This window comes from Actinoplanes sp. NPDC023714 (genome assembly GCF_040639855.1).
GTDB lineage: Bacteria > Actinomycetota > Actinomycetes > Mycobacteriales > Micromonosporaceae > Actinoplanes.
Window position 1 is genome coordinate 850,837 of sequence record NZ_JBFAAR010000003.1, and the last position, 11,367, is coordinate 862,203.

General features: G+C 74.9%; 10 protein-coding genes. 7 read left to right on the forward strand and 3 right to left on the reverse strand.

The features are described 5' to 3' along the window. The first annotated feature begins 10 nt into the window (after positions 1-10). Together AB0G10_RS19275 and AB0G10_RS19280 are read left to right on the forward strand one after the other, a co-directional pair. Positions 11-370: a CATRA system-associated protein gene (locus AB0G10_RS19275; protein WP_360922990.1), complete on the forward strand. Its 360-nt coding sequence runs from the start codon at positions 11-13 to the stop codon at positions 368-370. Next, a complete protein-coding gene (locus AB0G10_RS19280; protein ID WP_360922992.1) occupies positions 348-2,021 on the forward strand; it encodes a CATRA conflict system CASPASE/TPR repeat-associated protein in 1,674 nt (557 codons plus the stop codon). The genes AB0G10_RS19275 and AB0G10_RS19280 overlap by 23 nt, the downstream gene beginning before the upstream one ends. Here AB0G10_RS19280 and AB0G10_RS19285 read toward each other — a convergent pair. Next, a complete protein-coding gene (locus AB0G10_RS19285; protein WP_360922994.1) occupies positions 1,979-4,714 on the reverse strand; it encodes a CHAT domain-containing protein in 2,736 nt (911 codons plus the stop codon). The two genes, AB0G10_RS19280 and AB0G10_RS19285, sit on opposite strands and share 43 nt — an antisense overlap. Before the next feature lie 141 nt (positions 4,715-4,855). Here AB0G10_RS19285 and AB0G10_RS19290 point away from each other — a divergent pair, with 141 nt between their 5' ends. Continuing rightward, positions 4,856-6,460, forward strand: coding sequence for an RICIN domain-containing protein (locus AB0G10_RS19290; RefSeq protein ID WP_360922996.1), 1,605 nt, complete (start codon positions 4,856-4,858; stop codon positions 6,458-6,460). Positions 6,461-6,539: 79 nt separating this feature from the next. Here AB0G10_RS19290 and AB0G10_RS19295 read toward each other — a convergent pair whose 3' ends face one another. Next, positions 6,540-7,445 carry a DMT family transporter gene (locus AB0G10_RS19295; protein ID WP_360922998.1) on the reverse strand — a complete coding sequence of 302 codons (906 nt, stop codon included), beginning with the start codon at positions 7,443-7,445 and terminating at the stop codon, positions 6,540-6,542. On the opposite strand from AB0G10_RS19295, the gene AB0G10_RS19300 reads away from it, so the two are divergent. Genes AB0G10_RS19300 through AB0G10_RS19315 form a run of 4 tightly spaced genes read left to right on the forward strand, consistent with a single transcriptional unit; the run spans position 7,444 to position 10,923 of the window. Continuing rightward, a complete protein-coding gene (locus tag AB0G10_RS19300) occupies positions 7,444-8,865 on the forward strand; it encodes a PLP-dependent aminotransferase family protein (protein WP_360923000.1) in 1,422 nt (473 codons plus the stop codon). The genes AB0G10_RS19295 and AB0G10_RS19300 overlap by 2 nt on opposite strands. Then, positions 8,855-9,364 carry a SigE family RNA polymerase sigma factor gene (locus tag AB0G10_RS19305; RefSeq protein ID WP_360923002.1) on the forward strand — a complete coding sequence of 170 codons (510 nt, stop codon included), beginning with the start codon at positions 8,855-8,857 and terminating at the stop codon, positions 9,362-9,364. Before AB0G10_RS19300 ends, AB0G10_RS19305 begins: the two co-directional genes overlap by 11 nt. After that, positions 9,361-10,527, forward strand: a complete 1,167-nt coding sequence (locus AB0G10_RS19310; protein WP_360923005.1) for a hypothetical protein — start codon at positions 9,361-9,363, stop codon at positions 10,525-10,527. The genes AB0G10_RS19305 and AB0G10_RS19310 overlap by 4 nt, the downstream gene beginning before the upstream one ends. 39 nt (positions 10,528-10,566) lie before the next feature. Then, positions 10,567-10,923, forward strand: coding sequence for a PRC-barrel domain-containing protein (locus AB0G10_RS19315; protein WP_360923007.1), 357 nt, complete (start codon positions 10,567-10,569; stop codon positions 10,921-10,923). A 234-nt stretch (positions 10,924-11,157) separates the two neighbouring features. Here the strand turns inward: AB0G10_RS19315 and AB0G10_RS19320 are convergent. Further along, positions 11,158-11,367, reverse strand: a 210-nt coding sequence (locus AB0G10_RS19320) for a hypothetical protein (RefSeq protein ID WP_360923010.1), incomplete at its 5' end; no start/stop codon positions are given.

Sequence of the window (11,367 nt, forward strand, 5' to 3'; positions counted from 1 at the left end):
CGTGAGGGACATGGATCGCCCCGGGAAATGGGACACCGAGACCGCCGGCGACGCTCTCGCCGTACTCGAAGATCTTGCGCTCTGGATCGTGACGCCCGGACGGTGGGAGCGGATCGACGGCCTGCTCGCCCGCATGCAGGACGCGCTGTCCACCGGCGACCCGGCCGGGCTGGCGGGGATCGTCGCCCAGCTGGAGCTGTGCGCGCCGTCCCGGATCACGCCGATCGGCGCGGACGGCGCCCGGGGGATACCGGAGCCGGTGCTCGAACGGCAGAACCGGCTCGTGCACGCGCTGACCCCGGATCGGGGTGCGGACCGGCCGGACGGGCCGCGGACCGGAGCCGGCCGTGGTGACCAGCCCGCCCGCTGAGCAGGAGTTCGTCGCGCACCTGTTCGCGCCGCTCGACGGGCCGGACGCCGGGCTCGCGGCGGAGCAGCTCGGACTGCTCTTCCAGGCGTGCCGGACCCAGCTGGGCATGACCCACCGGATCGCCCGCACGGATCTGCCGGCCGGGCTGCCCGCCGATCCGCACGCCGCGCCGGACGGTCCGCTGGCCGCCATCGAGGATCCGGACGCCGACTTCCAGGCGATCGTCCGGCGCGAGCACGACGTCCTGGTCCTCTCCCTGGCGATGGCGACGCCGGAGTCCCGGCGGCGGCGGATGTCGCCCGGCTGGGTCGAGTACGCCCGGTGGTGGCGCCGGCTCGCCGCGGGCGGCCTCAGCGCCTTCCTCGGCGGCGTCACCGTCTATCAGGCGAAATCGCCGGACGGCGTGCGGGCCGGCGTCCGGGAGGCGGTGCCGGAGCAGGACGACGACGGCGCGCACTGGTGGACCCGGGGGACGACGGCCGGCGACTTCGCGGTGTGGGAGGTGACCCCGGGCGGCGACCGCGCGGTGCGCCGCCTCGTCGTGCTGGGCCGGCCCGGCGAGGACGCCGAGCTGAGCGCGTTCACCTGGAGCGCCGGTGACGTGGCGCTGCCGCCGCTGGGCCGCTATCTCATGCACGCCGCGAAGCTGCGCTACGCGGCCCGGGTACGGGGCGACGGCAGCCGGCTCGCGGCGGTGCGGGCCGCGACGACGGCCCGCCTGGACCGGATCACCGCGCTGCTGTCGGCCGGCGCGTTCGCGGGGGAGGAGGCGGCCGGGCTCGCCGCGGACGAGGCTGCGGTGGCCGGCACCCTGCAATCCCTGCGCGACATGCGGCGCGGCGTCGAGATCGCGGCCGACAACATGACGCGGTCGCTGGCCGAGCCGCTACCCGCCGACCGGGTCCTCGCCGACGTGCTGGACCAGCGGCTCGCCGACGACCTGTACTACCTGGAGCAGGTGCATCTGCGGGCCGGGCAGACCCGGCAGCTGATCCCGGCCCCGATCCACGCCGAGCCGGCCCGCTCGGCGTTGCGGGCCCCGGTCGCCCAGCCGGTCACGCGGCCGGCACCCGGCCCGCCGTCCGCGGTGGAGCAGCGGATGGGCCTCGGCGTCGACGTGGTGAAGTACAGCGATCGCAGCACCCCGCAGCAGGGCGCCGTGCAGACCCGGCTGGCCGGCATCGTCGAGCGGGTGCTCGGCGTGGCCGGGCTCGCGCTGCGGGACACCGACCACCAGGACGCCGGCGACGGCATGATGATCGTGCTGCCGGCCCACGTCCCGCCGCACCTGGCGCTGCCGAAGCTGCTCAACGCGTGGCGGGCGCAGGTGGCGGTGGACAACGCCGAGCACCCGGAGGACCGGATCCGGCTGCGGCTGTCGATGACGACCGGGCCGTTCTCCCCGTCCGCGATCGGGTTCACCGGCGCCACCATCATCGAGACCGGCCGGCTGCTCGACAGCGACGCCCTGCGCCGGGCCGTGGTCGACCACCCGGCCGCCGACCTGGTGGCGCTGATCTCCGACCGGCTGCACGCCGACGTGGTGGGCGAGGGCTATCCCGGGCTGAACGCCGACCACTTCGTGCGGGTGCGGGTCCAGGTCAAGAGCTACGACCGTACGGCCTGGCTGTGGCTGGGCGCCCCACTGTGAGGGAACCCGTCGCCGACCACTGACAACCCGGCCCACGTCGCCGGCGGCATCGGCCCGCGCCGCCGCAGATAGCCGAGCTGCACGGCCCGCAGCGCGTCCACCGGCGCCGCGCCGCCGGCCAGTTCCCGGTAGAACGCGCCGAGCAGGCTGGCCGTCGTCGTGGTGGCGATGTCGACGGTCCCGGCCAGCACCCAGCGCGCCCCGGCCAGCAGCGCCGCGGTCGGCAGGCCGAGCGGCTCGGCGGCGGCGCGCAGGTCGAGGCGGCCGGCCCAGCACGCCGGCATCAGCATCGCCTCCGGCAGCCGGCAGGTGAGCAGGTCCGCGGCGGTCAGCGCGTCGCCGGGGGCCAGGGTCAGCGCGTGATCCAGTCCGGCGGCGGCGGTGCCGTGCACGCTCAGCACGACCGCCGCCAGGCCGGCGGCGCCGGCCAGGAGGGGACGGATCTCGCTGGGGGCGATCATGCGTACGCCGGGAAAGGCCTCCTCCAGGAACCGCCGCTCGCGCCGGGTGCCGGGCAGGTGGTCGTCGAGATGGGCCGCCACGCCGGCGCCCGGACGCGGCGGACGGCCGCGCAGGGCCGTCCAGAGTCCGATCGCCGGCACCACCGCGATCCGGGCCAGCTCGACGAGGTAGCGCCCGCCGATCCGGATCGCCGCGACCGGCACCGGACCCAGCACCCCGCCCGTGGAGATCACCAGGGCCGGCGCGCCGCCGCGCTCCAGTTCGCGGGCCAGGCCCGCCGGGACGACGGCCGCGCCGAGGGCGGCCAGGTCGTCGTCCTGGTCGGTGGCGGCGAGGCCGGCCTCGGCCGCGTGGTAGCGGTCCAGCCAGGCGCGCACCCGCGGCGGCAGCGTCACCTCGTCGACGGTGACCGTCCCGTCCGGGGCCAGCCAGATCCGGTTGGCGATCGAGGTCTCGTCCTCCAGAACGTCGACCAGCAGCGCGTGGCCGCCCGGCGGCAGCGAGGCCCGGGTCGCGGCCAGGTCCACCGGTTCGGCGACGGCACCGCGCCGCAGCTCGGCGGTGGCGAGCCGGTCGAGCCGGCGGTGCAGCTCGGGCAGCCGGTCCGCGGCGCCGGGCGTGCGCCGGGCCAGCGCCAGCTCGGTGACCAGCGCGTGCAGTTCGGGGGAGAAGCGGGCGCCCTGCCGGATGAACGCCGCGACCGCCTCGGCCCGCGCCGCCGTGGACACCCGGAACGCGGTCTCGCCGTCGGCGTCCCGGGCCGCGCAGTGCAGCGCCAGGACGTACGCCTGGCGGGTGTCGCGGTAGAACGTCTCCCGGTCGGCGGGGTCGCGCAGTCGCCGGCCCGCCTCCTCGCTGAGCCGGAACGCCTCGACCGCGTGCCGCTTCGCCTCGGCGACCTCGTCGTCCTGGATCAGGTCGAACGCCAGCTGGTAGTGCGCGATCGACGCGGCGCTCGGATCCCGGTCGGCGTCGAGCAGCGCGAGGGCCTGGCGGAACGACCCGATCGCGGTGGCCCGGTCGCCGCGCGCCCGCTCCAGCATGCCCCACTCCAGCACCGCCTGCGACAGATGCCGCGGGTCCGGCCCGCCGCCGCTGCGGCGATGCCGGCCGTGCCCACCCGGTGCATCGTCGTCATCGGAGATCGGCAGCGCCGCGTGCCCACCCGGTGCATCGTCGTCATCGGAGATCGGCAGCGCCGCGAGTCGGCCCGGTGCCTCGTCGTCGTCGGAGATCGGCAGCGCCGCGAGCCGCGCGTGCGCCGCGTCGAGATCGCCGGTGAGCCGCTCCAGCCGGGCCAGGAACAGCGCGCAGAGCAGCCGGTTGCCGGGCTCGGCCGCGCCCAGCCGCAGCGCCTGCTCGAAGCGCCGGCGGGCGTATCCCGCGGCGTCCGGGTCCTCGGGCACCTTCAGCAGCCGCATCTGCCCGAGCCGCCGGGCCGCGTGGGCGGCGCCGAGCGGGCTTCCCGCCCTCAGATAGAGCGCAAAAGCCTTCGTGTACGCCTGCCGTGCACCGGCTTCGTCTCCCACCTGATCGAGAACGGCCCCCTTCTCCCGCTCGATGTTCGCGGCCCCGATGCGCCGGCCGAGGGCGGCATAGCGGTCACCGGCCCCGGTCAGCAGCTCCCGGGCCCGGTCGAAGTCGAACGCCAGCCGCGCCGAGACGGCGGCCCGGTGCGCCCAGTCGGCGCGCAGCTGCTCGGTGCGGTCGTGCGGCGGGCAGCGGGGCAGCAGCGCGGCCAGCGCGTCGAGGTGTTCCCGGGCCCGGACGAAGTCGTGCCGCTGGTGCGCGACAGCGGCCCGCTGCGCGAGAGCCTGCCCCTCCCGCAGGTGGTCGGCCCGGCCGGCGGCGATCGCCCCGCACGCGACGAGCAGCTGGTCGGCGTCGTCGAGGCGGCCGGCGTACCGGGCCGAGATCCCGGCCTCCAGCAGTGCCTCACTGCGCAGCCCGGCGTAGTCGGGCCCGCTTCGCGGCTTGGCGTGTTCGCGCTGCGCCTCGGCCTTCTCCATGGCCGCGGTCAGCGTCACGACCTCGGCGAAGGCGGCGGCCGCCTCCTCGTGGCGCTGCTCCGCGCCGAGCAGCCAGCCCCATTCGAGCAGCACCCGGGCGCGCAGCGGGACCGGCAGGTCGTTCCGGCTCACCAGCGGCGCCAGCAGGCGGCGCGCTCCGGGCAGGTCGTGCCGGTCGACCCGCGCGGTCGCGGCGGCCAGGATCGCCTCGGCATCGTCCATTTCGCCATAGTGGCGCACGCCGGGCAACCTTTCCGGCCCGCCGGGCCACTACCGGGGTGACCGCGCACAATCTATCCACACTCGTCTATATTGAGCGCATCCCCCATGTTGTTAGCGCTCACAGATCGGAAGGGTTCCCCCATGCCCGCATCCCCTCCCCGCCCCCGCCGCTGGTGGGCCGCGTTGCTCGTCCTCGTCCTGGGCGGCGCCGGCGCCGCGTTCGGCATCCAGCAGGCCAGCGCCGCCACGGTCAACACCGCGGCCTGGTACGTCTTCGTGAACCGGCACAGCGGCAAGGCCATGGACGTCTACAACCTGTCCACCGCGGCCGGCGCCGGCATCGCCCAGTTCACCCGCAACGACGGCAACTGGCAGCAGTGGCAGTTCGTCGACGCAGGCTCCGGCTGGTACAAGATCAAAAGTCGGCACAGCGGCCTGTTCCTGGAGATGCCGAACGCCACCGACGGCACCCAGCTCGTCCAGAACAGCGACAACGGCACGACCCGGCAGCAGTTCACGCTGAAGGACTCGGCGAACGGCGACGTCCGCTTCATCAACCGGCACACCGGCAAGGCGCTCGACCTGTGGGAGTGGTCCACGGCCGACGGCGCGATCATCTCGCAGTTCGCCGACGCCGACGGCGCCAACCAGAGATGGTCCCTCACGCAGGTCACCACCACACCGAGCGCCGGGTGTGGCTCCGGCACCTTCCAGTCCGAGGTGACGGTCAGCGGCAGCACCTGGACCGCCCGCAACGTCTCCGGGGCCGCGGTCTACACCGGCACCGACTTCCGGGCCGCCGTGCAGGCCGGCATCGGCAGCCTCACCGCCGGGCGCACGTCGATGCAGCGGGTCGTGGTCCGCGGCAACGGCTCGATGACCGCCGGCAGCCGGATCTCGCTCGCCAGCTACACGTCGCTCTCGGTCTGCGGCACGATCAACGTGACGGGCAGTGGCAGCGGCGACTACGCCCCGATCTACGCCCGCGGGGTCAGCAACATCGAGGTGCCGTACCTGAACCTCACCGGCGCGCCGATCTACGGCATCTTCATGCGCAACGTCTCCAACGTGTACCTCGGCCAGCTCGACATGCGGCTCAGCGCCGGCCTCGGCGTCCGCATCGACAACCGCGGCAACACCGCCGAGTGGACCCGCAACGTGCGGATCGACAACGTGTACGTGTCCGGCGCCTCCTCGCACGCCGTGGAGACGTACGGGGTCGACGGCATCACGATCGGCACGGTGACGGCCCGCAGTGTCGGCGAGTCCGGCCTGCTGCTCAACCAGACCATCAACGCCACGGTCGGGACCGTCGACGCCGACAACGCCGGGGCCGGCACCGGCTACGCGGCGTTCCGGATGGCCAACCGCAACGGGCGGGTCGGCAGCGCGTACCCGAACAACATCAAGGTCGGCACGGTGAAGGCCCGCGGCGGCGGCCGCGGCGTCTTCTGCGTCTCGGAGAGCGGCGGCTTCACCATCGACCGGGTCGACATCGCCAACACCGGCAACAACGCGATCCTGCTGGAGAACTGCTACAACGGCGTGATCGCCGCGGTCTCCGGCACGGTCAGCGGCGGCGGCGAGATCCGGATCGCGGCGCGCACCGAGTTCCCGCCGTCGTCCGGCATCAGCCTCCGCAACCTGACCGTCTCCGGCACCAACATCACCTGGAGCCCCTGCACCGGCTCGAACAACACCATCACCAACGTGACGCGGACGAACTCCACGCTCACCTGGTGCTGAGCACGGCCGTGACGCCGGTGGCAGGCGCACCCCGCCACCGGCGTCACCGATCGCGGCGGCCACTCCTGCTGAGAAAGCTCTAGCGCCCGCGGCCGGCGGCGCGCTGGGCCAGCACCACGCAGCCGAGCACCATCACCGCCGCCCCCACCGAGGCGCCGCTGACCGCCTCGCCGAGCAGCAGCGCCGACCAGAGCAGGGTCAGCAGCGGCTGCATCAGCTGGATCTGGCCGACCCGGGCGATGCCGCCCCGGGCCAGGCCCGCGTACCAGGCGAAGAAGCCGAGGAACATGGACACCGCGGTGAGGTAGCCGAACGCCGCCCACCCGGCCGGGCCGGCGTGCGGCGGTTCGCGGAGGACGCTGATCGCGGTGATCGGCGCGGTGACCGGCAGGGCCACGATCAGGGCCCAGCAGATGGTGCGCGCGCCGCCCAGCTCGCGGGAGAGCGCGCCGCCCTCGGCGTACCCGAGCCCGCACAGGATCACCGCGGCCAGCAGGAACAGGTCGGTACGCCCGAGCGAGCCGTGCACCTCGCCGCTGGCGACCAGGAACGTCAGCACCACGGCCAGGCCGCCGAGGCTCGCCAGCCAGAACAGCGCCGGCGGGTGTTCGCCGGCCCGCAGCACCGCGAAGATCGCCGTCATGGCGGGCAGCACCGTCACCACGACCGCGCCGTGCGCCGACGTCGACGTGGTCAGCGCCAGCGACGTGAAGAGCGGGAACCCGGCGACCACCCCGAGCGCCACCACGGCGAGCCGGCGCCACTGCGCCCGGGTCGGGGCCGGGGCGCCGGTGAACCGCAGGTACGCCCAGGCCAGCGCGGCCGCCCCCACGGCGCGCCCGAAGGCGACGAACCACGGGTCGAGGCCGCCGACGGCGACCCGGGTGAACGGCAGGGACAGGCTGAACGCGAGGACCCCGAGCGCTCCCAGCGCCAGGCCCGCCGTTATCGTCCTCGGAGCAGTAGCGCTACTCTGTGCTGTCATGGAGAACGGTAACGCAGCCGCCCGGGTTATCCAAGATCTCCGCCGGGTGGCGGCCGGGTCGGCGCCCGGCCTCCGGCTGCCGTCGGTCCGCGAGCTGACGGCCCGTCACCAGGCCTCCCCGGTCACCGTGGCGGCCGCGATCCGGCAGCTCGTGGCCGAGGGTGTGGTTGAGACCCGGAACGGCCGGGGCACCTTCGTGGCGGCCCGCCCGGACCGGTCCCGTACCCCGGATCTCTCCTGGCAGACGGTGTCGCTCGGCCCGTCCCGGGCCGGGGCGAACGAGATGCAGGCGCTACTGGCGTTACCGCCTACTGGAGCGATCTCGCTCAGCACCGGATACCTCGACACCGACCTCCAGCCGGCCGCCGCGCTCGGCGCCGCCCTGGCCCGGGCCGCCCGGCAGCCCGCCTCCTGGCAGCGCGGGCCGGTCGAGGGCCGGGAGGATCTGCGCGCCTGGTTCGCCCGGGAGTCCGGCGGCGGGCTGCGCGCCGAGGACATGGTGATCTGCCCGGGCGGCCAGGCCGCGCTCTCCACCGCGCTGCGGGCGCTGACCGCGCCGGGCGACACCGTGCTGGTCGAGTCGCCGACCTATCTGGGCGCGCTCGCGGTGGCCCGGGCGGCGGGTCTGCGGGTGGTGCCGGTCCCGGCCGACGACGACGGGGTCCGCCCCGACCAGTTGGCCGCGGCGTTCGCCCGTACCCAAGCGAAGCTCTTCTATTGTCAGCCGTTGCACGCCAATCCGACGGGTGCCACCCTGGCCGCGGAGCGCCGGGCCGCGGTGGCCGAGGCGGTGCGCGAGGCCGCGGCGTTCCTGATCGAGGACGACTACGCCCGCGACCTCACCATCGACGGAACGCCACCGCCGCCGCTGGCCGCCGACGACCCGGACGGCCACGTCGTCTACCTGCGCAGCCTCACCAAACCGGCGGCGCCCGGCCTGCGCGTCGCGGCGATCGGCGCCCGCGGCCCGGCCGGCGCCCGCCTGCGCGCGGCCCGGCTGCTCGACGACTTCTTCGTGGCGGGCCCGCTGCAGGCCGCCACCTGCGAGTTCGTCGCGTCCCCGGCCTGGACCCGGCACCGCAGGTCGCTGGCCACCGCGCTCCGGGACCGCCGCGAGGCCCTGCTCGCGGCGCTGTCCCGGCACCTGCCCGGCCTCGTCCCGGCGCGCGTGCCCCGCGGCGGCATGCACCTGTGGGTCCGGCTGCCGGAGGGCGTCGACGACACCGCGCTGGCGACCGCCGCGGCGGCCCACGGCGTGATCGTCTTCCCGGGACGGCCGTGGTTCGCCGCCGAGCCGCCCGGATCGTTCCTGCGCCTGAGCTTCGCGGCGAGCCCGCCCGACCGGATGGACGAGGCGGTCCGGCGGCTGGCCGGGATGTTGGCGACCGCCCAACCTTTGAGAGGGGTCGATGCGTTCTGAGGATGTGAACAGCGAGTTCGTCGCCTTCGTCGAGGCCCGCCAGCATCGTCTGCTGCGCTCGGCCTACCTGATCTGCGGCGACCACCACCTGGCCGAGGACCTGCTGCAGAACGCCCTGGTCAAGCTGGCGCTGCGGTGGAGCCGAGTGCGCGACGGCGATCCGGAGGCGTTCGTCCGCACGATCCTCTACCGGGACGCCGTTTCCTGGTGGCGGCGGATCCGCCGGGAACGTCTCGGCAGCACGATCCCGGAACCGCCGCCCGATCGGGGTCACGACGTCCCGACCAGGCTCCTCTTCGACCGGGCGCTGCGCCGGCTGGCCCCGCGTCAGCGGGCGGTCCTGGTGCTGCGCTACTTCGACGATCTGAGCGAGGCGCGGACCGCGGAGATCCTCGGCGTCTCCGTCGGCACGGTGAAGAGCCAGGCCAGCGACGGCCTGCGCCGGCTGCGGGAGCTCGCGCCCGAACTGAGGGAATCACTGAGGGAGGTCTCGCGATGAGCCGGCACGAACTCCGGAAGCTCCTCGAGGAGGCCTCGGCGTCGGTGCCGGCGCCGTCGCTCGCGCACGCCGCGTGGGACCGGGCCCATAAGATCAAGAGATCCCGGTACGCCGTGAGCGCCGTGGCAGCCGCCGTTCTCACGACGGCGGCCGTGCTGCTGCCCCTGCGCCCGGATGTGCCGCCCCCGGTCGTCACCCCACCGCCCGCGGTCCTGGCACCGCAGGTCCAGCAGCTTCCGTCCACGATGCCGCGACGGCCGATCCCGCCGCTGCCGGGGTCCGCCGCCGGCCTGGTCCCCCCCGGCGCCGAGCCGCTGTCGCGGCACCCGATCGACGCGGCCGTGGCCCTGGTCCAGCCGACCCCGGAGGAACCCGGCGACCGCCCGGAGCCGATCCACGCGCTCGCCGCGGACGGCACCTGGGTCCGGCTCGACGTCGCCGCCCTGACGTACACCCACGACGAGGGCGGCAACCGGGCCGCGCCGCTGCGGCCGCTCTCGCTGTCCCCGGACCGCCGCCGCGTCGCCGTCCCGCAACCCCAGGCCGTCGTGGTCGTCGACCTGACCACGGCGAAGGCGCACCGGATCGCCGTACCCGGCCTCAACGAGCAGGTCGCCTGGCAGGACGACACGACGGTCCTGGTCGGCGCGGGCGGCCCGGGCGCGTCCGCGGTCGACTGGGCGGCCGGGACCGTCACGGCGGTGCCCGCCGCCCTCTCCCTCTGGGACAGCACCGCCTTCCGCGACGGCACCTTCGCCGAACTTCCCGCCACCGGCCGCACGCTGCGCGAATGGCTTCCCTCCTCGCCCACGCCCGTCCGCACGGCGCCTCTCTCCGACCCGCCGGGCTACGCGGTGACCGAGTGGTACGGATCCCCGATCACCGACGGCACCCGGCTGGTCCGCGGCGCGTGGGGCAGCACCCCGGCGCAGGGCTACGAGGCGATCGCCGTGCTGAACGCCCGCGACGGCGTGGTGGAGCGCGTCCTCGACCTCGGCCCGGGCCGCTGGAAGGGGTGCTGCAAACCGCTGGCCTTCGCCGTCGACGACACCGTGCTGGTGCAGACCGAACGGGACGCCCTGATCGCCTGGAACTTCCGGACCGGCGCGGTCGAGGTGGTGACGAGCGGCGCCTTCAACGGCATCCTCGCGATCCGCCCGTGACGGGCGTTTCCCGGTCTCCGGCCCGGGAAAGTGGTAGGCATGTTCCCAGCGGAGAACCTGCGCGACTGGCGCGGCGAGAGCGTCATCGACCCGGACGGCGCCAAGATCGGCGACCTCGAGGCCGTCTACGTCGACACGATCAACGACGAGCCGGCGTTCGCCACCGTGCGCGTCGGTTTCATCGGCCGCCACCGGCTCGTCTTCGTACCCCTCGCCGGCGCCACCGTCACCCCCAAGGCGGTCCGCGTCCGCTACGACAAGAAGCTGGCCGGCAACGCCCCCAGCATCGACCTCGACGGCGAACTGGCCGCCACCGACGAGCCGGCCGTCTTCGCCCACTACGAACTGCCCTACCAGCCGGGCCTCTCCGGAGCCCGCCGCCTCGCCCGCCGCTGACCGTCCCGTCTCCACCGACGACCGCAGCCCGCCGGCTGTACGTCAGGGCTGGGTCGGTGCCCGATTTGTCGCTCTCCCGTGCAGCCCTCGGGATTGGCTGTACGTCAGGGCTGGGTCGGTGCCCGATTTGTCGCTCTCCTGTGCAGCCGTCGGGGCTGGCTGTACGTCAGGGCGCGGTTGGCGCCCGACGGCGAACTGGCTGCCGCCGGCGGTTTTCGTCCACTACGAATTGCCCTACCAGCCGGGCCTTTCCGGAGCCCGCCGCTGACCGCCCCTCTCCGCCGACGACCGCAGCCGCCGGCTGTACGTCAGGGCTGGGTCGGTGCCCGATTTGTCGCTCTCTTGTGCAGCCGGCGGCGCCGCCCCGCCGACCGCGCCGGCCCGCCGACGCCGCCCGGCCGCCCCGCCGGCCGCGCTGGCCGCGCCGGCCCGCCGACGCCGGCC

Coding starts and splice junctions, on each gene's coding strand:
- AB0G10_RS19275 (WP_360922990.1), top strand. CDS start 11: ATGGATCGCCCCGGGAAATGGGACACCGAGACCGCCGGCGACGCTCTC.
- AB0G10_RS19285 (WP_360922994.1), bottom strand. CDS start 4,714: ATGGACGATGCCGAGGCGATCCTGGCCGCCGCGACCGCGCGGGTCGAC.
- AB0G10_RS19290 (WP_360922996.1), top strand. CDS start 4,856: ATGCCCGCATCCCCTCCCCGCCCCCGCCGCTGGTGGGCCGCGTTGCTC.
- AB0G10_RS19300 (WP_360923000.1), top strand. CDS start 7,444: ATGGAGAACGGTAACGCAGCCGCCCGGGTTATCCAAGATCTCCGCCGG.
- AB0G10_RS19295 (WP_360922998.1), bottom strand. CDS start 7,445: ATGACAGCACAGAGTAGCGCTACTGCTCCGAGGACGATAACGGCGGGC.
- AB0G10_RS19305 (WP_360923002.1), top strand. CDS start 8,855: ATGCGTTCTGAGGATGTGAACAGCGAGTTCGTCGCCTTCGTCGAGGCC.
- AB0G10_RS19310 (WP_360923005.1), top strand. CDS start 9,361: ATGAGCCGGCACGAACTCCGGAAGCTCCTCGAGGAGGCCTCGGCGTCG.
- AB0G10_RS19315 (WP_360923007.1), top strand. CDS start 10,567: ATGTTCCCAGCGGAGAACCTGCGCGACTGGCGCGGCGAGAGCGTCATC.